Origin of the sequence: Sporosarcina sp. E16_3 (genome assembly GCF_017347125.1) — a bacterium.
GTDB lineage: Bacteria > Bacillota > Bacilli > Bacillales_A > Planococcaceae > Sporosarcina.
Window position 1 is genome coordinate 402,862 of record NZ_JADPRX010000001.1, and the last position, 23,147, is coordinate 426,008.

Genomic DNA, 23,147 nt, shown 5'->3' on the forward strand with positions numbered 1-23,147 from the left:
TCACACCTCCACGTCATTTTGTGCTTCTAGAAAAGCTCTCCAATTCTCATCATCTGGAACAAGCGCAACCAATTCCTTGACTATTTTGAGGGCTTCATCACGTTTTCCTTCTTCAAGCAGGAATTTGGCAAAGTTTCCAAGAAAATCGTGGTCATCCTTCATCCCAATATATGCGTTACCATAGGATGTGTATGCATCGTCATATTGTTCTTCACGTTCGTACGCATAGGCCATAAACGCATCTAATAAAGGAATGTCGACTTGATTTTCTTTTGAGTACGTAAGTAGATCGAGCAATTCAGGGCTCTGTTCTCTCTCATTGTACAGCGACGCAAGCGTAATAAGTGCTTCAATGTATTCGGGATCAAGTGCCAATGCTTCTTTCAAATGTTCTTCCGCTTTTTCTGGAATCCCTAACTTCAATGCTGATTTCCCAGCTGTCAATTGCAGTTCCTTATCAAATTCGTCCCTGCGTATTCCGTCTTTGAACATATCGTAAGCTCTTTGGTCATCACCTAACACTGACAAAGACTGTCCTGCCAGCATATAAGCAGAAAAATAGTCTGGATCCATTTCAATTAAATCGTCTAGCAAAATAACCGCTTTTTCTGCATTACCACTTTGGAAGTAGGCAAATGCCGCCCCGAAAAGTGTATCTGGCAAGGCGTTATCCTGTAACATTTCTTCGTAGTAAGGTATTGCTTCTTCGTAAGCAGCACCGGCGCTATATGTTTCCGCTAGCCTTGATACAATACGAATTCCGCCGATTTCTTCCGTTTCATCATTCAAATCAAGATACATTCGTGTAGCCTCTCCGTACTTCCCAGAATCAAGGAGCAATTCCGCATACGCAAACCGAATGACGGGCTCATCGGGTACAAGTTCATGAGCTTCCTTAATCTTCGAAAGAGCTGCTTCCGCCATTCCGGACATCTGATAATAATCTGCTAACGCTAAAAGGGCTTGAACATATTCCTCGTCGTCCGGCCCCACATCCGTGAGAAGAAGAAGCGCTTCGTCCTCTTCCCCGAGCTCAAGTAATGTACCGGCGCGATCAATTTTCAACTGGGCTTCATCCGGCAAATGAAGGCGCAACGTTTCAAAAAGGCGATCAGCCTCCCCCATAAATCCATAACTCGCAAATAAATCTGCCGCTTCATAGAGCAAATCGAAATCGGTCGACCCCGTTAACTGATCAATAACACCGGTGAGTACTTCTACATCACCTTCTAAAATAGTTCGTTCAATTTCTTCTAACTGTCCCATATTTTCACCTGAACTTTCAAAATGTATACATCAAGCTGTTATCCTTTTGCATTTATCGAAACAGCGAGCTTTTCCAGGTCTGTGAAAAATCCTGGATATGAAATAGCTATGCATGACGGATCTTCGATTTGGATTGGAGCTGACGCGACAAGTGCTGCAATTGCAGCCATCATACCCAATCTATGATCGCCGTACGAAACAAGTGTCCCACCCGAGAGTTCCGTAGGTCCATGAATGATCATCCCATCGTCCGTCGCTTCGATATTTGCACCCAACTTTTTCAACTCTGATGTTACCGCAGCAATTCTATCTGTCTCTTTGACCCGTAGTTCTCCGGCGTCTTTAATAACCGTCGTTCCTTCGGCCTGTGTTGCAAGCAAAGCGATAACAGGCAGCTCATCGATGAGCCTCGGTATTAAGTCCCCGCTGATTTCGGTACCACGCAATCCTTCGTAGGATACTTTTACAGTACCATACGGTTCGCCGGCTCCGTTAACTTCTTCAACGATTTCAACACAAGCACCCATATTCATAAGCACATCCAATATCCCTGTCCTTGTCGGATTAAGCCCAACATTCGTAAACGTAACAGAACTCCCCTTAATCATTGCAGCTGCAGCCATGAAAAACGCCGCTGATGAAATATCACCTGGCACTAACACATCTTTGCCCCGGAGCACATTCCCGCCCTTGACACTAACTTTAGTTCCGTCCACCTGAACCTCTGCTCCAAATTGCTGCATCATACGTTCAGTATGGTCGCGCGAAACTGTCTCCTCACTAATAACAGTTGTCCCTTCCGCATTCAAACCAGCAAATAGAATAGCCGATTTAACTTGAGCACTGGCAACAGGCATGTCGTATTCAATTGCAGAGAGCGGTCCACCAGTAATGGTGAGCGGCAGTAGATTGCCATCTGGTTCTCCTACCACAGAAGCCCCCATGGACGACAAGGGCAGTGTAACTCTATTCATTGGACGCTTTGACAGTGATTCATCTCCCGTCAAAACGGACTTGATAGTTGAGCCTGCAAGTATTCCAAGCATTAGACGAGCTGTTGTCCCTGAATTACCTGCATAAAGATCTTCAGACGGTGTTTGCCACCCCTGCATTCCAGGGCTATCTACTGTGACATTAGTGCCGTCTCTTTCAATTGATACGCCAAGTTGTCGAAAGATATCAATTGTTCGCAGGCAATCTTCTCCGTCTAAAAATCCGGTAATTTGCGTTTTACCTTCAGCGATGGAACCAAGCATCACAGCCCGGTGCGATATCGATTTGTCGCCTGGAACTACCACATTACCCTTCAATTCTGGTTTATTGAACTCCACTAGTTTCGTCTCCACCAAGAAAAGCCCCCCATTCAAACTATGTACATGCTAAAATTCATTGTTTTGGAAAGAGCGAATTTTGCCCGTTCCCGGTCATCAGTCGTTTGAAAGCTGATAACAAGAATTCCAAAGACATCTGTCCGCGTCTCAACGATTCGGATATTTGTTAAACTGATTCGTTCATCCGCGAGTATTTTTGTGATTTCCGAAATGATACCAGGGTGATCCGGGATATCAATATGCAAATCGAATGTCATATAGAATGCACCCTGAGATGTAATCGGTAAGTCGTCTCGAAACTGTTTCGCTTCCGCAAAATAATCATATATTTCATCGGGATCATTCGATTTTAGCATATTTCGAACATTTTCCATCTCTTCAAGCCACCCGTCAAGCTGCTTTAACAACTCTTCCCTGTTTTGCGTCGTAATATCACGCCACATGATAGGATCTGCAGATGCAATTCGGGTCAAGTCACGAAATCCGCCTGCCGCAAGTTTTTTAACAAACGGCTGCTCTTCTTGCTGTGCTGACAGCCTTCCAACGAGCGAAGAAGCAACGAGATGCGGAAAATGGCTAACGATTGCCGTCATCCGATCATGTTCTTCAGAATCGAGCACGACAATTTTGCATTTCGTCGGACCGAGTAGAATGCGAAGCTGCTCGACCTTTGCGCTGTCTGTTTGTGAATCTGGTGTTAATATATAATACGCATTTTCAAATAGATGCTCTTTAGCCGCAGTTACCCCACTTTTATGAGAGCCTGCCATTGGATGGCCACCGATAAACGTAATTCCACGTTCGAGCAATTGTCTTGCAGCATCCATGATTGGACCTTTTGTACTGCCCGTATCTGTCATAATGACGTCGGCTCTTAATTTCCAGTTGACCGCTTGATGCATCATTGCAACCGTTGTATTGACCGGCGTGGCAAAGATGATGACATCCGCATGTTCACATGCATTCTCAATGGACGTGGCAATTGTATCGATGATTCCCCTGCGGAATGCTTGTTCCAACGTACTGAAGGATCGGTCGTACCCTGTAACTTGCAGACTAGGGTTACGTTTCAAGGCAAGCCCGAGCGAACCACCGATCAGGCCAAGTCCAATTATCGCGATATTCGGTTTCATACGGGTGAACCCTCGGATTGCAACAACGTATCAAATGCCTTAAAGAAGTTGCTGGTCTGAGCTCCCGACCCAATCGTCACTCTTATATAACCCGGGGTACCAAGTGCATTGCCACTTCTAACGATGAATCCTTGCCTCAATAACTTTTCTGAAGCGTCATCTGCATCACCTGGCACTGCAATTAAAACAAAATTCGTTTCAGAATCAAAAACATGCAGTTTGTTGTCAGAAGCATACTGTTTAAACCTTTGCCTTTGTTCCTGATTCAGGTTACGGCATTGTTCGACGAATGCTTCGTCCTTGAGCGCTTTTTCCGCAACTGCTAAACCAAGCGAGTTATTGTTGAATGGACTCCGCACTTTATTCAGATTAGAAATAATTTTCGGGTGACCAACTGCATAGCCCACTCTGAATGCTGCCAATCCATATGCTTTTGAAAACGTCCGCAAAATAATGATATTCGGGAATTCTTCCAGCAATGAAATCGAGTCAATATGCTCAGAATCAGTAATGTATTCGAAATACGCTTCATCAAGAACGACAAGGATATTTTCTGAAACTTGTTCAAGAAAACCTTTTAAAGCGTCGCTAGGAATCAAATTACCGGTCGGATTATTCGGATTGCACAGCCAAACAACGGCCGTCTCGCCATTGATAGCACCCAAGAATCCTTCCAAATCATGATGACCCTTCTTCAATGCTACTTCTCGAATTTCGGCCCCTTCAATTCTCGCATTATGGGCATATTGCGGGAATGTAGGTGTCGCCATAACCGTATTCACACCTTTACCAAGGAGCGCCCTTGAAATGATCATAATGATCTCGTCTGAGCCGTTTCCGAATAACAATGAAGTTTCGTTAACTTGGTGTTTCAACGCAAGTTTCTTCCGTAATCCCCCCGCATAGCCGTCCGGATACATTTCATGCTGGATTGCTGATGATGTCAAAAAATCTTTAACGGATGGTGCACAGCCATACGGATTTTCATTTGAAGCAAGTTTTACAACTTCATCCAGACCGTATATTCCTTTTGCTTCCTCAATCGATCTGCCTGGTTTATATGGTTGTATACTATCAAGCGCTTTTTTCCAGTTCATAAAATTCCCTCCGGTCAATAGATATGGGTTATTTTTGTAAATCCGGTCGTAACTTAACTGCGTTTTTTTGATAAATATGTTTAACATAACGTTGCGGAATATCAGTATTCACATGCATAAGTGCTCTGATGCATAACGGCATTGCCCCCGACACGTCCATCTCATGCGTACACATAACCGGAACGTACATCCATCCATCAATCGATCGAACTGCTTTTGCAGGAAAGGTCGATTTGATGTCTGTCGTCGTAGAGATAAGTACCGAAATGATATCCCCAGGTAAAACACTATTCTCTTTCGCCATTTCTTCGACCAATGCTTGCGTCGCTTCAAGAACGGCTTGTTCTTCGTCATTCTCGACTGTCGTTGCTCCCCTTAGTCCTCTTACCATCATTTCGTCCCATCCCCTTTCGTTCTTTGTCTCAATTGATCAAATGCTTGTTCACATTGTGCTTTCGACAGTTCTTTTACATAGGGTTTTCCGATACCGTCAAGCAAAACAAAGTTCAACTTACCGAAAGAGACTTTTTTATCTTTTTCCATATAATTCATAAATACATCAAATCCATTTTCATGAACCGGTTGGAATGTATAACCATGGGTATGTGCAAATTGGATGAAGTGATTAGTAAATACCTCATCCATCGTGCCATGGCTTTCGCTTAAAATAAGACTATATGCCATGCCGATCATAACCGACTCTCCGTGGCTTAAACCACCGAATCCACATACACCTTCTACAGCATGGCCGAATGTATGACCGAAGTTTAGATACTTTCGAGTTGAATGCTCAAATTCATCTTGTGAGACAATTTTCGCTTTCACTTCGATTCCCCGTAACAGCTCGTGTGATAACCATTCAATGCTTGGCTTAGAAAAAGAAGGGGTAGACAATAACTCATGCGTCCATTCTACATCTGAAATAAGCGCGTGTTTCAACAATTCCGCCATGCCCGATCTGATTTCTCGAGGTGGAAGTGATTCCAAAAGCCCTGTGTTGAATATAACTCCGATAGGCTGATGAAAGGAGCCTACCATATTTTTCCCTTCCGGCATATTGATTGCCGTTTTGCCCCCCACTGCACTGTCATGCGCCAAGATTGTTGTAGGGCATTGCAAGTACCTAATACCCCTCATAAATGTCGCAGCGACGAAACCAGTAAGATCACCGCATGCGCCTCCGCCAAAGGCAATAAGGAGGGAATCCCTTGTGAATTTTTCATTCAACAAAAAAGATAGGCAATCGACATACACAGTGGATGTTTTACAGCTTTCCCCGGCAGGGACTGTTTTTACACTAATTTCACAGTTTACGGACTCCAATGCCTTTTGCAGCAGTGGCAAATAGATAGCTGAAACCCGTTCATCCGCAATAATTGCAATTCGGTCGACAGTACCGAGGAGTTCAGCATATTCTGTGGCAAATAGTTTGTACGTATCTTGACCTATATGAACGTTATAGTGATGATCCCGGACAGCAACCGTAAGTTTCCCCATATTAAAACCCCTTTATATACCGTCTATATTCTTCAATATCCTTTTTGAGGACGTCCATCGAGTCTGAGCGGAATTCTTCCATGATGGCCTTTGCCATTTCAGTTGCAATGACGTGTTCTGCTACAACAGAAGCTGCGGGTACCGCACAAGGGTCCGAGCGTTCGATAGTTGCAACAAACGGTTCTTTCGTATTAATATCGACACTTTCAAGCGGTTTGTACAAGGTAGGGATAGGTTTCATAACGCCCCTGACAACAATCGGCATCCCCGTCGTCATTCCACCTTCAAGGCCACCCAAGCGGTTTGATTTACGGAAATAGCCTTGTTCTTCACTCCAAGCGATTTCGTCATGCACTTTACTGCCTGGCATTTTCGCCATCTCAAATCCGAGTCCAATCTCAACGCCTTTAAACGCATTGATGCTCATCATCGCTCCTGCAAGTTTACCGTCCATCTTCCGATCAAATTGAACATAGCTCCCGATTCCAGGTGGACATCCTTCAATGATCACTTCTACGACGCCCCCAACCGTGTCTCCACGACCTTTCGCGTCATCAATTGCTTGCACCATCAGTATCGAAGCCTCAGGGTCTGCACAGTAGACAGGGTCGTTCTCGATGATGTTGCGGAGCTCTTCCGTCCCTTTTCCTGCATATGTATCTGGATTTGTTGTGAATCCTCCAATTTCTGTTACATGTGCGACAGTTTCGATACCGAGTTCGCGAAGGAACTGTTTTGCGACCGCACCAATTGCCACTCGCATCGTTGTCTCACGGGCTGACGACCGTTCTAAGACGTTGCGCAGATCCCGATGACCATATTTCATACCGCCTACAAGATCTGCATGGCCTGGTCTTGGACGCGTTATTTGTCGTTTCACATCTTCTGGCAACACATCGTCTGCAAGAGGCTCTACTCCCATAATCGATGTCCAATGTTTCCAATCATCGTTAACAACCGTCAACGTAACTGGTGAACCAAGTGTTTTACCATGGCGGACACCTGACGAAATGACAACCTGATCTTTTTCTATTTGCATACGTCTTCCGCGCCCATGTCCACCTTGACGTCTCGAAAGTTCCCCATTTATCATTTCAGTAGTCAATTCCATTTGGGCAGGCAGCCCCTCAATAATTGCTGTTAATTGGGGACCGTGTGATTCACCAGCTGTGAAATACCTCATTCCATTTCCTCCTCCGACGAATGGATTACCATTCGTTTTATAGCACTCTACCAAAGTAATATGCTTTTGACTATATGTTTATATTAAAAATATCCGGAATGTTATCCGGATATTTTAAATTTTCCTATAAAAGAACGTGTCTTCTGATTCTAATCCGTATTTTGAAGGATTGAAAATCTGTTCTGTACTTCCTACAAAAAGAATTCCGCCCTGTTTCAACGACTTGGAAAAATTCGTGTAAATCTGATCTTTTGCTTCTTCTGTAAAATAAATCATTACATTGCGGCAGACAATTAAATCGAATCCCGTATCGTATCTGTCTTCCAACAAGTTTTGCTGCTTAAATGTCACGGTCCGTTTGATGTCATCTTTTACCTGATAAAAATGGCCTTCATTGACAAAGTGCTGTTTCACGATTGTGGGAGGCACTTCCTTCAAAGCTCTTTCAGGATATAAACCGACTTTCGCCCGTTCAATGACGCCTAAATCGAGATCTGTCGCCAAAATTGATATATCGCGCAGTGGCACATGAGATAATAAAACGAGTGCGATCGAGTATGGCTCTTCACCCGTGGAACAGGCAGCACTCCAAATCTTCAGTTTTTTATTTTGGGCAAGAAGCTTCGGAAAAATCTTCTTTTCCAGTACGTCCCATCGCTGGGCATTGCGGTAGAATTCAGATACGTTGATGGTCATTCGATCAAGGAATTCCTCAAGTAGCGCTTTGTCATTATGTATAGCTTCATAATAATCTATAAAATTACGGTATCCTCTTTTTTCATATAGGGAAGTGAGTCTTCTTTTCATCTGTGCTTCTTTATAAAGTGACAGATCGATACCCGTCTTTTTTTTGATTTTTCCAATAAATACAGCATAATCAGGCAATCTTAGTTCCCCCGTTCATATATTCTTACTATTATAACGGATTGGAGCCCATTTCGAAAGAACAAAAACAGCCGTGCGAAATTCGCACGGCTGTTTAAGGTAATTAATTGATCCAGTTGTTCATTGATTTGTCATAAGTTACAAGTTCTTCTTCATTGAAGAAAAGACCGATTTCACGAACAGCTGATTCTGGAGCATCTGAACCGTGAATGATGTTTTTGCCAACAGTAACTGCGAAGTCACCGCGGATTGTTCCAGGTGCAGATTCTTTCGGGTTCGTTGCGCCTGTCATTAAACGACCAACTGAGATGACGTTTTCGCCTTCCCAAACCATCGCGAACACAGGACCTGATGTGATGAAATCAACAAGCTCGCCGAAGAATGGACGCTCTTTATGTTCGCCGTAGTGTTGCTCAGCAAGTTCTTGTGAAATTGTCATAAGCTTAGCGCCTACAAGTTGGAAACCTTTGCTTTCAAAACGACCCACGATTTCACCGATTAGATTACGTTGAACGCCGTCTGGTTTAACCATTAAAAATGTTCTTTCCATATTTAACACTCCTTTTTATATATGTATCAGGATTTCTCCTTTTCGATCGTACCACCCGATGCCTGATTTTTCAACTGTTAATGCGTTAATACTTCCGTCTGCCAATAAAAGCAGAAATTTGCATGAATGCCTTTTTAGCATTTGCATCACCATCAGGCAGCGCACTTATTTCATCCCTTGCTTTTTGCAAATACAAATCGCTTACAGCTTGTGCCATCTGAATAGCCTCTGTACTGCGAATATAGGTCAACATTTCTTCACGGTCTGATTCCGTTAAAGTCCCGTCAAACGACCGCTTCATATAAGGTTGGAAATTCACATCGTCTTTTATGTATAGGATGGGTAATGTCAGATGACCATTCAACAGATCACTGCCTGCCGGTTTTCCAAGTTCTTCATCCGTCGATGTAATGTCAAGAATGTCATCAACAATTTGAAAAGCCATTCCCGCAAAATAACCGAAGCGGCGCAATTTCCTTACATTTGCGGGATCCGCTCCTGAAACAAGAGCGCCGAGCTCACAACTGGATGACAGGAGAAGTGCCGTCTTTCGTTTGATGCGGCGCAAATAATCCCGAATCGTCTGATCAGTTTTTCGCTGATGATCAATTTGGATGACTTCACCTTTACAAATTTCGAGCATAGTCTCTGCAAGCAGCTGATGAACAGCAGGTATTTCAATCTCACCTATCGATGTAAGTGCACGTGAAAAGATGAAGTCCCCTGTATACATCGCAATTCGGTTATCCCAGCGCGCCCTTACCGTTTCAAGGCCACGACGCATATCTGAATCATCAATAACATCGTCATGAACAAGAGATGCCATGTGGACAAGCTCAAGTGAGACAGCAACCTTAGCCACATCCTCCAACGAATAGTTGCCAAACTTGGAAGACAGGATTACAAAAATAGGTCGAATTCTTTTTCCACCCGCACGAAGCAGGTGAAGTGATGCTTGCCGAATGATGGGGGAAGATGAATTGAGGGATCGTTCAAGTTCCTTTTCTATATAAACGAGATCCTTTCGGAAATCACCATAAAGCGACAATAACTTCAATTTCTCCAAAACGATTACCTTCCCCTGCTGTCTTTATTGTTTATATCCCACATGGCCAGCCGCGGCGCCACCACTGTATGACTTAAAGGACACTCCAGTGAAGCCTGCTTCCGTAAATAGCTGAGCAAGTTGTTTCATACCTGGAAAATCATCTGCCGATTCTTGAAGCCAGGAATATTCTTTGTAACTCTTCGCAAATATTTTCCCAAGAATGGGCATAATGAATTTGAAATAAAATCGGAACAACTGTCTGTAGCCCGGAAGTTCGGATTGAGAAGTTTCTAGACAGGCAATCATTCCACCCGGCTTTAAGACGCGGTTCATTTCTTTCAAAACCGCTAAATAATCCGGTACGTTACGCAACCCGAAACCAATTGTAACAAAATCGAACGTATTGTCAGGGAACGGTAATTCCATCGCATTCCCTTGTACTAGCGTAATAGTTGGATATGCTGCAACTTTTGGTCTCCCGGCTTCTAGCATACCTTCGCTGAAGTCGAGTCCTGTCACATGCCCAGTAGCGCCTGTAGCCTCCGCAATGGCAATTGTCCAATCTGCTGTGCCGCAACAGACGTCCAGCGCACGAGCGCCTTCACGGACGTTCATGCGTGACATGATGTCATCACGCCATTTCTTGTGTTGGTTGAAACTGATTACGGAATTCATCTTATCGTAATCAACGGATATTTTTTCAAAAACGGTGTGAACTTTTTGTTCTTTTGATATTGACAAGAGTTATACCTCTTTTCTTCAATTCAGTTTACCAATTAACGGTGTCACCAGGTTACGGATTTTCCGCTGCAAAAAAGGCTGAAGATAATCAGCTGAATCAAGCGCTTTCTGCATTTCAGCATGAAGCTGAACAATCGCATGATCCGTATCAGCAGTATTCATTGTGTGGGGCGAGCGCTTATCCGAAACAGAATTGCAATCAGCATTCCCCTCGTCAAACCAAAGAAGGGACAATGCTGCACTGGCAAGCGGAACATATTGTGCAAATCCGAATGTATATAAAAAGTCAGTTATGCATCCTGCTTCGATTATTCTAACTGTTTCAATCAACTTTTCTGGACCATCCGGTAATTGGTCGTGAAAAATTGTCTTCGTCTCGTTGATTTGTCCGATTGTTTCAGACAAAGAACGGATGAAACCAAATTCAGGCAGGGATGCGAGTAGCCTATAATGGATTCCGCTGAAATAATCCCCAGACAAAACAGTAAGTTGCTGTTGCTTTGATGTAGCATCATACACATTAATCGAATCATGCGCGTCAAAAGCAGCATGAACAGCACCAACCGCTATTGACGCAGTATTTAAACGATTGTTCCATCTTTCCCCGTTCAACATTGGCAACAGAAGAATAAACGCTTTTACAGCATCGATTGTTATTCGACCAACATCCCGATCTACAATCGGTTCACGAATTGCATTCTCTACTTCACTTATATAATTTTCGATATGCAGTTTAATTTTTTGGGTTTCCATCGTCGAATCTCCATTCAAAGACGTCTACGGAAAAGTGTGTCAAATGCGAATTAGTCTTTCCCTTCGCTTGACAAGACACCGTATGCAGTATGAACGTCAGCTTTGCCACGTATTTTCATTGCTGACGTATGATCCGTAAATTGTGCGATCATCACTTCACCACGGTCTAATTTCTCCGTATGATGAAACTTCGTATCGTTCCCTCGTGTCAGACCGATTACGTTCACGCCGTCTTCTTTCGCTTTTATAACGATATAGTCGGTTTGTGTCATTTTCACCTCTCCTGTCTATTCTTGTATGGTCTTATCATATCATAGAAAAGGCGTTACTCGCAAAGGCTTCAAGACATCTTAATAAGTGATAGGATCTCAGCCCGTTTCACATCGTCCTGTTCGTAAATACCACGCGCAACCGTAGTGACTGTCTTCGCACCTGGTTTCTTGATGCCTCGCATTGTCATACACAGATGTTCCGCTTCAATTACTACGTATACACCAATTGGATTTAGCATTTCCATCATCGCTTCCGCAACTGTGGATGTGATACGTTCTTGAAGTTGTGGTCTTCTGGCAGTCGTTTCGACAGCTCTCGCCAATTTACTTAGACCAGCAACAACTCCGTCGCGCGGTATGTATGCAATATGTGCATTCCCAAAAAACGGCACAAGATGATGTTCACACATCGAGTAGAACGGTATGTCTTTCACAAGTACAACTTCATCGTGATTTTCATGGAACACTGTTTTAAAATAATCCTTAGGATCTTTATTTAAACCTTCAAATACCTCGGCATACATCTTTGCGACACGTTTCGGAGTATCTATCAGCCCTTCACGCTCGGGATCTTCACCAACTGCTTCAAGGATCATTGAAACTGCCTTTTCTATTTTCTCATAATCGACAACATTCATCATTCGAAACCTCCCAATCGGAAATAAAGCTATTCCAACAAAAATAGTAGCATACTCGCCCATTTCCGTACAGTTCATTCACTCTACTTGCAGTGGCAGTAACTGGCATCGCTAATGGAAAGAAGTCCGCCCCAAGTATCTAATGAATTAGATACGACGGACGGACTTCTATGTAAAATTAAGGATTATTTTACCGCGTCTTTAAGCGCTTTACCTGCTTTGAAAGCTGGTACCTTGCTTGCAGCGATATCGATTTCTTCCCCAGATTGTGGGTTACGTCCTTTGCGAGCTGCACGCTCACGAACTTCAAAGTTACCGAAACCAATCAATTGTACTTTCTCACCACTTGCAAGAGTAGATTGGATCGTATCGAATACAGCTTCGACAGCTTTTGTAGCATCTTTCTTAGTCAGTTCTGCTGCTTCAGCTACAGAGGTAATCAATTCTGTTTTATTCACACCATTCACCTCCTCTCAAAGGGCATTAGCTAGCTTCTAATACTGTAAAAAGAGTATCACAAGAAAATCCCTGACGCAACAATATTATCGCGTAATCGCTAATATCATGCACTTTTAGCTAAAAAAACAGAAAAAGATCCGCTTTTGACGGATCTTTTTCCTTTATACGATAAATGTAATCATGCCTTTATTTCCGTCGTTTACCATCTGTTCAATCGTCTCCCGCAGACGTTTCCTTGCTTTCATCGGAACGGAGGCTGTTTTGAAACGGATGCTTTCTTTCATGACTTCATGAAGCGGCGTTCCGAAAAGCTGCGTTTCCCATAAAGCCTCTCTATCATGTAAATAGGCATTCTTCAATTCTTTTAATAGATGATGGCTATGAAATTCGGAGCCAATTAATGGAGAAAATTCGGCTTCCATATCAACCCGAATAATGTGAAGCGACGGTGCTGTTGCTTTCATGCGAACGCCGAAAAAGTTGTTCTGTTTGATAAGTTCCGGTGCGGAAGGATTGAAATCCTCAATCGTCGGAAGAGCAACACCGTAGCCCTGTTTCCTAGCCGTATCGATTGCTTCCGAGTACATGTCATAGGACTTTTTCGCTTTGGCCGCTTCCTGAACAAACAACAACCAATCTTTTTTCGAGCCGATTTCCTGTCCCATAATTCCTTCACAAATTTCACGGAAAGCCTGTTCATCCATAGAGATTTTCACGATTGCTTTCCCTTTACCAGCATCTACCTCAATGACTTCTGCATGCTTAACATATTTTTCGTCTTTTAAACTTTCTGCTAACTCCTGTATTTTGCGGATTTTTGATACGCCCAAAAATCCTTCATTAATCACTCTGTCGATGTTGGCATTCAGTTCATGTTCACTTCCGAGCACTTCCATCCAATCCGGTTTTTGAATCTCAATATCCGAAATCGGAAATTCGTATAATGCTTCTTTTAAAATAAGTTGAATTTCCTGTGCGTTTAACTGATCAGCACTTATCGCAATGACAGGAACCCCGTATTTTTCATGCAGCTCTTGTTTTAATGCGACTGTTCTATCATTGGCAGGCATTTTAGAATTCAGAACAATCACAAAGGGCTTGCCAATATCTTTCAACTTAGCAACAATTTCCTCTTCAGCAACTTGGGCTGCTGCTCGCGGAATATTGTTTACCGTTCCATCCGTTGTAACAAGAATACCAATCGTAGAGTGATCACGAATCACCTTATCCGTACCAATTCGCGCCGCTTCTTCAAACGGTATCGGCTCATTGTGCCATGGTGTGTGAACCAGTTTCGGACCATTCTCATCTTCGTAGCCTTTTACACCGTCTATCACATAGCCAACGCAATCAGCAAGCCTGATTTGAAACTTCAACTCACCATCCCCTACAGATACCGAAGTTCCTTGTGCCGGCACAAATTTCGGTTCTGACGTCATGATAACTGACCCTGGTGAACTTTGAGGAAGCTCATCCTGCGCACGAATTCGATCCGATGCTTCCGTCATATTTGGAATTACGACTTCTTCCATAACTCTTTTCACAAACGTAGATTTCCCTACACGGACAGGACCGACAACACCGATATAAATATCACCGTCTGTGCGTCTAGCCAAATTTTCATATAATTCCTCTTTCATTCTATCGTCCTCCTTTAGATGCGCATATTAGTTTATGTAAAATAAAAACGTTTCATGCACGTGGCATGAAACGTTTTTCATTTTGATTTATTCATGAATATTGGTTCGTTGTCTTTATTCACCGTATAAGGTAATGAATAGGCCGGTAAAATGGGATAGTTATCCGTTAACAGGAAACGAATATCCTCACCTGGTTTAACGGTCTGGGTCTTTTCTTGCAACATCCGGTTTAAGTCAATCGAATAATCAATGTAAAAAATGCCATCCCCGCCGATAACAATCGGTAAGACTGCATCTGAGTAGGGACTAGGGACCGTCAGCGGCTCTTTAAAGCCCATTGCTTCGAAATCAACTGCGTAGACATGATCACCCACGGAGTGCTTGAATGGAGCTCTACCATTGACGTTTTTCCTTAGGTTCAAATCACGAATATGTTCCGCGGTGCGTAAGTCTACAAGCTTTACCGTTGGATTTGTTTCAACGTCTATCAACACATATTGATAGATTCCACCCGTTTCATATGCATTCGAAGGTATTTTTTCCGTGTAAGCTGGGACAACTTTAGAGAAATCAATTGGATATTTGATGTAAATATCTGTTTCAAGGTCACGTGTTTTGATGGGCAATAATCCTCCCGAATTTTGCTGATAAGCATTAACCGCTTTTTGCATTGATTCCAGCTGATCAGCATACGGAATTTCCTGTTCAGTTGTTTTCTCGGACGGGTACATACATCCGGATAGAACAAAAACCAAGGAAGATATGAGGAGTAGTCCGATTTTCTTTACTGACATAGTCATCACGCTCCCCCTTTCGGCCCATTGAATACGAGATAGATCATCGCTAAAAATGAGAAGATTAGTAAAGAATAGGCAACTATAGCAAATAGTAATTTCAACACTTTATTTCGAAGCTTATGTCGGCTCGCATAAATAAGACCCATGGAAATAACCATGAATCCCATTGCATAGAACGACAGCCACATTTTATCCATCGAGGACAAAGGAAGTCCTCCTTTCGTATAATCAATAATCAAAATGAGGATAAAAAGGACCAAAGAGGACCAGGAAGCACAGCCCCAAGCCCGCGCTTGCACACAATGAGTGAACCTATAATACGTGAAGAGCGGGGGGAAGCTAACAACGTAATCTGAAGTCAATTTTCACCATTTTTTTGAATTACAAAGTTAAAAGTCAACGGTTGCCGAAGAGATCTTCGACTTCCTGTTTCTTCATACGGTTCATAAGTTGGTCCACGGCTTGTTTTGGCGGTATGCCTTCAAACAGTATGGAGTACAGTGCCTCCGTGAGCGGCATAGAGACTCCATGCTGGGCTGCAAGCTGATGTGCCGCTTTAGCTGTCCGGACACCTTCGATGACCATACCCATGCCTGATACGACCTCGTCTAGACTATTCCCTTTTCCAAGCATATTGCCCGCTTTCCAATTGCGTGAATGGACACTCGTACAAGTGACTATCAAATCTCCTAGACCTGTCAAACCTGAAAATGTAAGTGGATTCGCACCCATTTTCACGCCAAGCCTTGAAATCTCCGCTAATCCACGCGTAATAAGCGCGGCTTTGGCGTTATCGCCGTATCCTAGTCCATCAGAAATACCGGCTGCCAACGCAATTACATTTTTAAGCGCAGCCCCGATTTCCACTCCAACTATATCCGGATTTGTATAGACACGGAAATAATTGTTCATAAATAGATCCTGAATTTTTTCTGCCGCTCCCAAATCGAATGATGCAGCCGTTACTGTGGTCGGATGACGTAGAACAACTTCTTCAGCATGACTTGGTCCTGATAGAACGACAATAGCCGTCGATTTCGAGGAATCTAGCTCTTCCGAAATCATTTCGGAGATCCGCTTCAACGAATCCGGTTCAATACCTTTTGAAACATGGACAATCAATTTAGGGCTTATTGCCATTGCATTCAGTTCGGAACAGACATCACGAATTGCTTTTGTGGGAACGGCGATGATGACAGTATCACTGTGCATTGCCGCCGCTTCCAAATCTGATGTTGCTTTCAAATTAGTTGGTAAAGAAATACCTGGTAAATATGAATTATTTGTATGATTTTCGTTAATTTCAGCGGACTGGTCAGAACGCCTCGCCCAAAGTAAGCAATCATGACCATTTTCAGCCAGGACAAAAGCAATCGCCGTTCCCCAGCTTCCGGCTCCGATAACAGTTACTTTTTCCATGTCATACAGACACCCTTTCTCCCGTTACGTCGATCAGCTTCTTGCGCGTGTAATAATCCTGATTGGAGTTCCTTCGAAGCCAAATGACTCCCGAAGACGGTTTTGTAAAAAACGTTCATAAGAGAAGTGCATGATTTCTACATCGTTCACAAAAACGACGAAAGTCGGCGGCTTAACAGCTACTTGTGTAGCATAATAAATACGCAATCTACGGCCTTTATTATTAGGTGCCGGGTTCCTTGCTACAGCATCTTCAATCACTTCGTTCAAGACACTCGACTGAATACGAAGTGCATGGTTGTCATTAACTATTTTAACTTTTTCAAACAAAGTATTAACACGCTGTTTCGTTTTTGCCGAAACAAAAGAAATCGGTGCGTAGTCGAGGAATAGGAAATTATCACGGATGTCCGCAATAAATTTATTCATCGTTTTATCATCTTTTTCGACAGCATCCCACTTATTGACAACAAACATAACGCCTTTTCCAGCGTCTTCTGCGTAGCCAGCGATTCGCTTGTCCATCTCACGTATGCCTTCTTCCCCATTGATAACAATGAGAACGACATCTGAGCGATCAATCGCTTTTAGTGCACGAAGAACAGCATATTTCTCCACGTTTTCATACACTTTTCCTTTTTTACGCATACCAGCAGTATCAATAATTTTATACTTCTGTCCCTCATATTCATAAGCCGTATCGATAGCATCTATTGTTGTTCCCGGTATGTCACTAACGATGACCCGTTCCTCACCTAAAAATGCATTGACAAGTGATGACTTTCCAACGTTCGGTCTCCCAATTAACGAAAACCGGATGACATCTTCTTCGATTTCTTCATCGCCAGGTTCTGGGAAGTCGTTTGCTACTGCATCAAGCAAATCTCCTAGACCTAGTCCATGTGCACCAGAAATCGGATAAGGTTCTCCGAATCCAAGGGAATAGAAATCATAAATCATGTCCCTCATGTCTGGATTATCAACTTTGTTTACAGCAAGTACGATAGGTTTTTTCGTTTTGTACAATATCTTGGCAACTTGCTCATCAGCATCAGTTACCCCTTCGCGGCCATTCACGAGGAAAATGATAACGTCTGCTTCGTCTATTGCAATCTCCGCTTGTAATCGGATTTGCTCAAGAAAAGGCTCGTCTCCAATATCGATTCCTCCTGTATCAATTAGGTTGAACTCATGTGCGAGCCAATCTGCGGAGCTGTAAATACGGTCTCGTGTTACACCCGCAACGTCTTCTACGATTGAAATTCGTTCACCAACGATTCGGTTAAATATTGTCGATTTCCCGACGTTCGGCCTACCGACGATCGCTACAGTTGGTTTATTCATAATCTAACATCCTTCCAGCTTATCTTCTGCATATTATACACAATAATCATTAACGCGTCTAAACAGCCACATTTATAACTGTAAACACTGTCTTTGTCACACTACGACAGTATATCATTATCTCCAGGCAAACGGACAAAAAAACGCATCGTGCCTTTTACTGACGCCATTTGTGTCCTTCAAATTGTGGCAGTAAAAGGCACTACACACTGGGTACCAAAGTTCACACAGAACAATCTCTAGGCGCGGAAAAGCACATAGAAATCCCCCTAGATCCGCTTCAACTACCCCAGTATGGCGCCTACACTTAATTTATATCACCGTATTTCCTTTCATTTTAATTGGAACAAGTGCCAGCACATTGTCTATTTTAAAAGCACGATTGGATTTACGAAGAAAACAGTATGCACAAAACGATACCTCGCCTACTTGCAGCACCCTAATTCGGCGCTTACTAATTTGACCGTCCTTCGCCATGTAAATCATATTCAATGACTCATTGTACTTCATGGATTTGACCAATTGATTACGCACACTCATTCCCTCCCTTACCACCAGCATACGGAGCGAATGTTCTGTTTATGACAAATAAAAAAGACGACTGTCCCTGATGGATTTGCCGCCTTTTGGTTTCTTCTACCTTAATTACCTCACTTGCGCTGATCAATAATGACTTTTAGTGCGAGTGCATCATCAAGTGACAACTTGCCATCCTTATAGTCTGTTAACCATTTGTCGGAAATCAATCCTTCTTTAATGGCAGCTGACAGGTAAAGTTCGTAAGCAACTTTAAGTGTCGCTGAGCTTGGTTTAAACATTCGTATCTCCTCCTTTGGTGGCGTTGAGGTATTTAATTCTTCCAAGCGTTTAGCAATGGCATTTCGAACGGTCGTCGTACGCCCCTCATCTATGATACGATGCGGGCATTTTTTACCACTCCAGTCCCGATGCCATTTCACACGATCAATACTCCAGTCGTATCGCTTAAGCAAGTGTGCTATATAGTCGATTGCATTTGTTTCTGCATCCGCATACTTTTGACCACCCAATTCCGAGTAACAGATTTCAATTCCAATGGATTTCCGATTACCCGCGCCTTCACCATCTCCCGCGTGCCAACCATTACGCGTAAACGGAATGGCTTGTACCACATGTTTATCATCTATTGCCACATGGTACGAGGTCGCGGCTGTGTTCCGCGTCATGAAAGCAATTTCGTTGATAGCCGTCGCATCATTGGCCGTATTGTGGATGGTGATGTATTCCGGCGACATTGAGTACGTCGCTTTCAGTGGATAGAGAGACGTTGGAATGTAGTTGTTGATTATTGTATATGGCATATTATTCACCTTCCTTCTTTACTAAAGCCCCGTCGCCGGAATAAAGGTCACTTACTAATTACCGATTTATCATGACGACAAGAAAACACCTTGCTTACTATTATATGGAGCTATCTAGACAACCCCTATGACAATTCCTACGTTATTAATTATCCGTGGGTCGGAAATGTCATCATTTCTTATGCAAAAAAAAGATGACGATACCCATAAAGGGCATCATCATCCATTCAAATCCTCGTTCATACTGTTCACAAACTAGTCACACTAGGTAAGCTAAACAACATTTCATGCTACTCACTCTTTAGTTGAAAAGTTCTTCAATTGATCTCCGATGACATCGCTCATTGAAAAACCTGATGCTTCTTCTGGCATTTCATAATTTCCGTATGAGTTATTGTCTTCTTTTTGAATAAGATCTTTAATGCTTAAAGATAAACGCTTATCATCCGTATTGACTTCTAGTACTTTGACATTAATTTTTTGACCTTCTTTCAACACTTCATGCGGAGTGCCGATGTGTTGGTGAGAAATACGCGAAATATGGACAAGGCCTTCTACGCCAGGTAACACTTCTACAAATGCACCATATGAGACGAGACGTTTCACTGTCCCTTCAAACGTCGATCCTTTAGGGGCCTTCTCCTCTATCCCTTCCCATGGACCAGCCAATGTATCCTTGATGGATAGTGAAATTCGTTCTGAATCACGGTCGATTGAGAGGATTTTCACCTTCACTTTGTCGCCCTCTTTTAGAACATCTGAAACTTTCTCAATGTGATCATGAGAAAGTTGGGAAATATGAACAAGTCCATCAATGCCGCCGATATCAACAAAAGCACCAAATGTTGCAAGACGTTGAACAGTCCCCTCCAGTACTATGCCTTCTTTAAGTTTATCCAAAACTTCACCTTTTTGTGATGCTTTTTCTTCTTGGATAACTGCGCGATGAGAAAGAATTAATCGATTTTTTTCCTTATCCATTTCAACAATTTTAAATGTCATTATACGGCCTTTATATTCTTCAAAAGTTTCAACGAAATAATCTTCGACGAGTGATGCAGGAATGAAACCGCGTACGCCAAGGTCAACAACTAGTCCACCTTTAACAACATCTTTTACTTCCGTTTCGATTGTTTCTTTATTGTTGAATTTCTCTTCAAGAGAACCCCATGCATCTTCCGCATCGACTTTACGTTTTGATAGTACATAATTATCTTCTTCCACTTTCGTGATAATCAGTTCAAGTTCGTCGCCTTCTGCAACTGCATCCTCAGCTTTTTCAATGTGAAGGCTCGATAGTTCGCTGATTGGAATAACACCATCAAACGGTGCTCCCGCAATTTCAACTGTCACAGACTTTTCCTCGATTTTAGTCACTTTCCCAGTAACACGGTCACCTTCATTGTAGATGTTCGCTGTTTCTAAGTTCATGTCTTCAGTCATTATGTAGTCCTCCTTCATAAAGAATCCTACTTCTATATTATGCGAATCTATTCAAAATAACAAAAAATTACCCTTATCTTATTTATTTTGTTCGATAAGTTTTTGAATTTCACTCATGATGACTTCTGTCACGTCTTCAGCTGAAGTCCGATTTTCACGATACGTTGTCAGATCGAGCGGTTTACCATAGACAACTTTCAATCTTCTAAACGCTTTGTAAGGCCCTATAATTGCACAAGGCACTACGACCGCATCGCCCCCCTTAAGCGCGAAGAAGCCAGCGCCTGCAAGCCCTTTTCCTAGTTCACCCGTCTTACTTCTCGTCCCTTCCGGAAACATCCCGACAACTTTCCCCGACTTGAGTATTTTCAATGTATTCCGGAATGCTTCCCTGTCACTCATACCTCGTTTCACAGGATATGCATTCACTTGCGGAAGAATGCTTTTTAGCAACGGCATTTTGAATAACTCTTCCTTAGCCATGAAGTGAACAGGTCTAGGACAAGTACTGCCAACAACCGGAGGGTCGACATTGTCGATGTGATTCGTACAAAGCAGAACGCCCCCCTCTTTCGGGAAGTTCTCCGCACCAATTACTTTAATGCGATATAACGGATAAAAGATTGCACTGCAGAGAATTTTACCTAGTGGATATAAGTTCATAAGTTCATCCTCTTTTCTGCGAGTTCACTAATTTTTTCCGCCACATCTGTAATTGACATCGAAGTCGTATCGATTAGAACGGCATCTTCCGCTTGTCTTAGTGGAGACACTTCTCTTTCACTATCCGCTCGATCACGTTCAGCAATTTCAGCTTTCAATTGTTCAAGAGTCGTTGTGAAGCCACGTTTTTCATTTTCTATATGACGTCTCATTGCTCTTTCCTCAACAGAGGCTGTCATGAAAATCTTTAATTCTGCATCCGGTAAGACATCTGTCCCGATATCGCGGCCATCCATTACAACACCCCTACCGACGGCTAGCTGTCGCTGTTTATCAACCATCAACTGGCGGACACCCATATGTGTGGCAACGGAGGATACATTTGCAGTTACTAATTGTGAACGGATGTCTTCTGTTACGTCTTTACCATCTACAATGACGGCTTGGCCGTTTATTGACGGCATAAGAACAATCTCCGTCTCTTCCAATAACTTTTCAAGTTCTTTTCCATCACTAGTATTTATGTTGCGAACTAACGCCTTATGCGTAAGTGCACGGTACATAGCACCTGTGTCGATATACGTATAACCCAATTTTTCAGCTGTGATTTTAGCAATTGTACTTTTTCCAGCCGCAGCCGGACCATCAATTGCGATTTTTATTTCTAATGCCATTTCATCTACCCCCGTAATCAATTAGACAATATTGTATCACAAGAAAAGCGTAAGCGCCTTGGTAGACCCGAAAAGCGCTGTAGGCCCTTAAGATAAAGGCGATCATTGCCCTTAACTTAAGGACTTAAGTTAAAGGAACGCAGTCTAATAGCGCGACATCCTGTCGCAAAAACTGCATGACCTACTTCGTGTAGGCCAAAACGTAAGCGGATTGGTTAGCTTGCTGGAAATCGAATAATATAAAAGGGAAAAGTCCCAATCACGCAGACTTTCCCCTACTAAATTCTATTTTTATTTCTCATTTGCAACTGCTGTTCAAAACAGAATCGGATAACATATTGACGCTCAATCTGATTGATTGTCTCAAATTGTAGTGAGGCAATTAGTCTGCCATCTTTTTCCCAAACCCTTATGACCCGCGCACCGGCTTTGACATATTTAATTTCATTATTCATGAAAGGTAACACGATAGTCAGCGACAACAACTCGTCTTCTTTGAATGTATCGGGATTAAGGAGTGTAAGCGCGACTCCCCCCGCACTAAGGTCTGCCGCCACAAACTGGGTGAAACGTCCATCTTTTTCAACAGCAATATCGATAGCTGATTCTACCCGTACAAATTCACGTCGTTGAATCTTGATAAGCTGTTCATCGCCAGGATAGGATAATTTAATCATCGGAATTCCCTTATTAAGCCGACCGCCCACTTCAGTCCGGAAAGCATAGGACATTTTCATATTGTCTATGAATGTAACATGCAACTGTGTGCCATCCATAAAAAATGCTGTCCGTCCCGTCTCGATATGGGTTGGATAGTCGATCATTATAAATCCGTCTCCTACATCAACCACTTTACTTTTAAACTTTTCGCTATCTTTTGTAAAGTCTTTATCGATAACAATAATCGTCCCAATCGAAAGTAGCATATAAAAACACCCGCCATCCCTATGTCATATGGTCCAGCTTCAGGCCCT

Annotated in this window: 26 protein-coding genes; all 26 read right to left on the reverse strand. The window is 42.8% G+C overall.

The features are described 5' to 3' along the window. The 26 genes from I2483_RS01995 to I2483_RS02120 all read right to left on the reverse strand — a co-directional run bounded on the left by I2483_RS01995 (position 1) and on the right by I2483_RS02120 (position 23,099). The gene (locus I2483_RS01995) at positions 1 to 1,266 is read right to left on the reverse strand and encodes a tetratricopeptide repeat protein (RefSeq protein WP_207173486.1); all 1,266 of its coding nucleotides are present in this window, start codon (positions 1,264 to 1,266) and stop codon (positions 1 to 3) included. A 38-nt stretch (positions 1,267 to 1,304) separates the two neighbouring features. Then, positions 1,305 to 2,612, reverse strand: coding sequence for a 3-phosphoshikimate 1-carboxyvinyltransferase (gene aroA, locus I2483_RS02000; RefSeq protein ID WP_207173488.1), 1,308 nt, complete (start codon positions 2,610 to 2,612; stop codon positions 1,305 to 1,307). Positions 2,613 to 2,629: 17 nt separating this feature from the next. Then, on the reverse strand, positions 2,630 to 3,730 hold the full coding sequence (locus tag I2483_RS02005; protein ID WP_207173490.1) for a prephenate dehydrogenase: 1,101 nt from the start codon (positions 3,728 to 3,730) through the stop codon (positions 2,630 to 2,632). After that, entirely contained in the window at positions 3,727 to 4,827 is a 1,101-nt protein-coding gene (hisC, locus tag I2483_RS02010) for a histidinol-phosphate transaminase (protein ID WP_207173492.1), read from the reverse strand. The genes I2483_RS02005 and hisC overlap by 4 nt, the downstream gene beginning before the upstream one ends. A 28-nt stretch (positions 4,828 to 4,855) precedes the next feature. Further along, the gene (aroH, locus tag I2483_RS02015) at positions 4,856 to 5,218 is read right to left on the reverse strand and encodes a chorismate mutase (protein ID WP_207173736.1); all 363 of its coding nucleotides are present in this window, start codon (positions 5,216 to 5,218) and stop codon (positions 4,856 to 4,858) included. Then, positions 5,218 to 6,324, reverse strand: a complete 1,107-nt coding sequence (gene aroB / locus I2483_RS02020; RefSeq protein WP_207173494.1) for a 3-dehydroquinate synthase — start codon at positions 6,322 to 6,324, stop codon at positions 5,218 to 5,220. Before aroB ends, aroH begins: the two co-directional genes overlap by 1 nt. A 1-nt stretch (position 6,325) precedes the next feature. After that, a complete protein-coding gene (gene aroC / locus I2483_RS02025; RefSeq protein ID WP_207173496.1) occupies positions 6,326 to 7,507 on the reverse strand; it encodes a chorismate synthase in 1,182 nt (393 codons plus the stop codon). A gap of 114 nt (positions 7,508 to 7,621) precedes the next feature. Then, positions 7,622 to 8,392, reverse strand: coding sequence for a CheR family methyltransferase (locus tag I2483_RS02030; RefSeq protein ID WP_207173498.1), 771 nt, complete (start codon positions 8,390 to 8,392; stop codon positions 7,622 to 7,624). Between the two features lie 103 nt (positions 8,393 to 8,495). After that, on the reverse strand, positions 8,496 to 8,942 hold the full coding sequence (gene ndk, locus I2483_RS02035; protein WP_186671083.1) for a nucleoside-diphosphate kinase: 447 nt from the start codon (positions 8,940 to 8,942) through the stop codon (positions 8,496 to 8,498). An 85-nt stretch (positions 8,943 to 9,027) separates the two neighbouring features. Next, positions 9,028 to 10,008 carry a polyprenyl synthetase family protein gene (locus tag I2483_RS02040; RefSeq protein WP_207173500.1) on the reverse strand — a complete coding sequence of 327 codons (981 nt, stop codon included), beginning with the start codon at positions 10,006 to 10,008 and terminating at the stop codon, positions 9,028 to 9,030. Positions 10,009 to 10,032: 24 nt separating this feature from the next. Next, positions 10,033 to 10,731 carry a demethylmenaquinone methyltransferase gene (locus I2483_RS02045; RefSeq protein ID WP_186671081.1) on the reverse strand — a complete coding sequence of 233 codons (699 nt, stop codon included), beginning with the start codon at positions 10,729 to 10,731 and terminating at the stop codon, positions 10,033 to 10,035. Between the two features lie 18 nt (positions 10,732 to 10,749). Beyond that, positions 10,750 to 11,484 carry a heptaprenyl diphosphate synthase component 1 gene (locus tag I2483_RS02050; RefSeq protein ID WP_207173502.1) on the reverse strand — a complete coding sequence of 245 codons (735 nt, stop codon included), beginning with the start codon at positions 11,482 to 11,484 and terminating at the stop codon, positions 10,750 to 10,752. 50 nt (positions 11,485 to 11,534) lie between these two features. Beyond that, complete coding sequence (mtrB, locus tag I2483_RS02055; RefSeq protein ID WP_067210381.1) at positions 11,535 to 11,756, reverse strand: trp RNA-binding attenuation protein MtrB; 222 nt, start codon at positions 11,754 to 11,756, stop codon at positions 11,535 to 11,537. Between the two features lie 68 nt (positions 11,757 to 11,824). Further along, positions 11,825 to 12,394, reverse strand: coding sequence for a GTP cyclohydrolase I FolE (gene folE, locus I2483_RS02060; RefSeq protein ID WP_207173737.1), 570 nt, complete (start codon positions 12,392 to 12,394; stop codon positions 11,825 to 11,827). A 185-nt stretch (positions 12,395 to 12,579) separates the two neighbouring features. Next, positions 12,580 to 12,852 (reverse strand): HU family DNA-binding protein, encoded by a 273-nt coding sequence (locus I2483_RS02065; protein WP_067210384.1) that lies wholly within the window; start codon positions 12,850 to 12,852, stop codon positions 12,580 to 12,582. 162 nt (positions 12,853 to 13,014) lie between these two features. Then, complete coding sequence (gene spoIVA / locus I2483_RS02070; protein ID WP_207173504.1) at positions 13,015 to 14,493, reverse strand: stage IV sporulation protein A; 1,479 nt, start codon at positions 14,491 to 14,493, stop codon at positions 13,015 to 13,017. 77 nt (positions 14,494 to 14,570) lie between these two features. Beyond that, positions 14,571 to 15,293, reverse strand: coding sequence for a hypothetical protein (locus I2483_RS02075; RefSeq protein ID WP_346267676.1), 723 nt, complete (start codon positions 15,291 to 15,293; stop codon positions 14,571 to 14,573). After that, positions 15,293 to 15,487 (reverse strand): DUF2768 domain-containing protein, encoded by a 195-nt coding sequence (locus tag I2483_RS02080; protein ID WP_255485644.1) that lies wholly within the window; start codon positions 15,485 to 15,487, stop codon positions 15,293 to 15,295. Before I2483_RS02080 ends, I2483_RS02075 begins: the two co-directional genes overlap by 1 nt. A gap of 199 nt (positions 15,488 to 15,686) precedes the next feature. Beyond that, on the reverse strand, positions 15,687 to 16,709 hold the full coding sequence (locus I2483_RS02085) for an NAD(P)H-dependent glycerol-3-phosphate dehydrogenase (RefSeq protein ID WP_207173506.1): 1,023 nt from the start codon (positions 16,707 to 16,709) through the stop codon (positions 15,687 to 15,689). Positions 16,710 to 16,742: 33 nt separating this feature from the next. Beyond that, positions 16,743 to 18,053, reverse strand: coding sequence for a ribosome biogenesis GTPase Der (der, locus tag I2483_RS02090; RefSeq protein WP_186671077.1), 1,311 nt, complete (start codon positions 18,051 to 18,053; stop codon positions 16,743 to 16,745). 312 nt (positions 18,054 to 18,365) lie between these two features. Then, the gene (locus tag I2483_RS02095; RefSeq protein ID WP_207173508.1) at positions 18,366 to 18,587 is read right to left on the reverse strand and encodes a transcriptional regulator; all 222 of its coding nucleotides are present in this window, start codon (positions 18,585 to 18,587) and stop codon (positions 18,366 to 18,368) included. A gap of 116 nt (positions 18,588 to 18,703) precedes the next feature. Next, positions 18,704 to 19,393, reverse strand: a complete 690-nt coding sequence (locus I2483_RS02100; RefSeq protein WP_207173510.1) for a peptidoglycan recognition protein family protein — start codon at positions 19,391 to 19,393, stop codon at positions 18,704 to 18,706. A 294-nt stretch (positions 19,394 to 19,687) separates the two neighbouring features. Next, the gene (gene rpsA, locus I2483_RS02105; RefSeq protein WP_207173511.1) at positions 19,688 to 20,836 is read right to left on the reverse strand and encodes a 30S ribosomal protein S1; all 1,149 of its coding nucleotides are present in this window, start codon (positions 20,834 to 20,836) and stop codon (positions 19,688 to 19,690) included. 78 nt (positions 20,837 to 20,914) lie between these two features. Further along, the gene (locus I2483_RS02110; RefSeq protein WP_207173513.1) at positions 20,915 to 21,499 is read right to left on the reverse strand and encodes a lysophospholipid acyltransferase family protein; all 585 of its coding nucleotides are present in this window, start codon (positions 21,497 to 21,499) and stop codon (positions 20,915 to 20,917) included. Beyond that, positions 21,496 to 22,173, reverse strand: a complete 678-nt coding sequence (gene cmk / locus I2483_RS02115; RefSeq protein ID WP_207173515.1) for a (d)CMP kinase — start codon at positions 22,171 to 22,173, stop codon at positions 21,496 to 21,498. The genes I2483_RS02110 and cmk overlap by 4 nt, the downstream gene beginning before the upstream one ends. 278 nt (positions 22,174 to 22,451) lie before the next feature. Continuing rightward, positions 22,452 to 23,099: a flagellar brake protein gene (locus I2483_RS02120; protein ID WP_207173518.1), complete on the reverse strand. Its 648-nt coding sequence runs from the start codon at positions 23,097 to 23,099 to the stop codon at positions 22,452 to 22,454. Positions 23,100 to 23,147 lie beyond the last annotated feature (48 nt).

What these genes read in the sequence shown, in the direction of transcription:
- I2483_RS01995 (WP_207173486.1), bottom strand. Translation starts at nt 1,266, where the DNA reads ATGGGACAGTTAGAAGAAATTGAACGAACTATTTTAGAAGGTGATGTA.
- I2483_RS02005 (WP_207173490.1), bottom strand. Translation starts at nt 3,730, where the DNA reads ATGAAACCGAATATCGCGATAATTGGACTTGGCCTGATCGGTGGTTCG.
- hisC (WP_207173492.1), bottom strand. Translation starts at nt 4,827, where the DNA reads ATGAACTGGAAAAAAGCGCTTGATAGTATACAACCATATAAACCAGGC.
- aroH (WP_207173736.1), bottom strand. Translation starts at nt 5,218, where the DNA reads ATGGTAAGAGGACTAAGGGGAGCAACGACAGTCGAGAATGACGAAGAA.
- aroB (WP_207173494.1), bottom strand. Translation starts at nt 6,324, where the DNA reads ATGGGGAAACTTACGGTTGCTGTCCGGGATCATCACTATAACGTTCAT.
- aroC (WP_207173496.1), bottom strand. Translation starts at nt 7,507, where the DNA reads ATGAGGTATTTCACAGCTGGTGAATCACACGGTCCCCAATTAACAGCA.
- ndk (WP_186671083.1), bottom strand. Translation starts at nt 8,942, where the DNA reads ATGGAAAGAACATTTTTAATGGTTAAACCAGACGGCGTTCAACGTAAT.
- I2483_RS02050 (WP_207173502.1), bottom strand. Translation starts at nt 11,484, where the DNA reads ATGGAAACCCAAAAAATTAAACTGCATATCGAAAATTATATAAGTGAA.
- mtrB (WP_067210381.1), bottom strand. Translation starts at nt 11,756, where the DNA reads ATGACACAAACCGACTATATCGTTATAAAAGCGAAAGAAGACGGCGTG.
- folE (WP_207173737.1), bottom strand. Translation starts at nt 12,394, where the DNA reads ATGAATGTTGTCGATTATGAGAAAATAGAAAAGGCAGTTTCAATGATC.
- spoIVA (WP_207173504.1), bottom strand. Translation starts at nt 14,493, where the DNA reads ATGAAAGAGGAATTATATGAAAATTTGGCTAGACGCACAGACGGTGAT.
- I2483_RS02075 (WP_346267676.1), bottom strand. Translation starts at nt 15,293, where the DNA reads ATGACTATGTCAGTAAAGAAAATCGGACTACTCCTCATATCTTCCTTG.
- I2483_RS02080 (WP_255485644.1), bottom strand. Translation starts at nt 15,487, where the DNA reads ATGGATAAAATGTGGCTGTCGTTCTATGCAATGGGATTCATGGTTATT.
- I2483_RS02085 (WP_207173506.1), bottom strand. Translation starts at nt 16,709, where the DNA reads ATGGAAAAAGTAACTGTTATCGGAGCCGGAAGCTGGGGAACGGCGATT.
- der (WP_186671077.1), bottom strand. Translation starts at nt 18,053, where the DNA reads ATGAATAAACCAACTGTAGCGATCGTCGGTAGGCCGAACGTCGGGAAA.
- I2483_RS02100 (WP_207173510.1), bottom strand. Translation starts at nt 19,393, where the DNA reads ATGCCATATACAATAATCAACAACTACATTCCAACGTCTCTCTATCCA.
- rpsA (WP_207173511.1), bottom strand. Translation starts at nt 20,836, where the DNA reads ATGACTGAAGACATGAACTTAGAAACAGCGAACATCTACAATGAAGGT.
- I2483_RS02110 (WP_207173513.1), bottom strand. Translation starts at nt 21,499, where the DNA reads ATGAACTTATATCCACTAGGTAAAATTCTCTGCAGTGCAATCTTTTAT.
- cmk (WP_207173515.1), bottom strand. Translation starts at nt 22,173, where the DNA reads ATGGCATTAGAAATAAAAATCGCAATTGATGGTCCGGCTGCGGCTGGA.
- I2483_RS02120 (WP_207173518.1), bottom strand. Translation starts at nt 23,099, where the DNA reads ATGCTACTTTCGATTGGGACGATTATTGTTATCGATAAAGACTTTACA.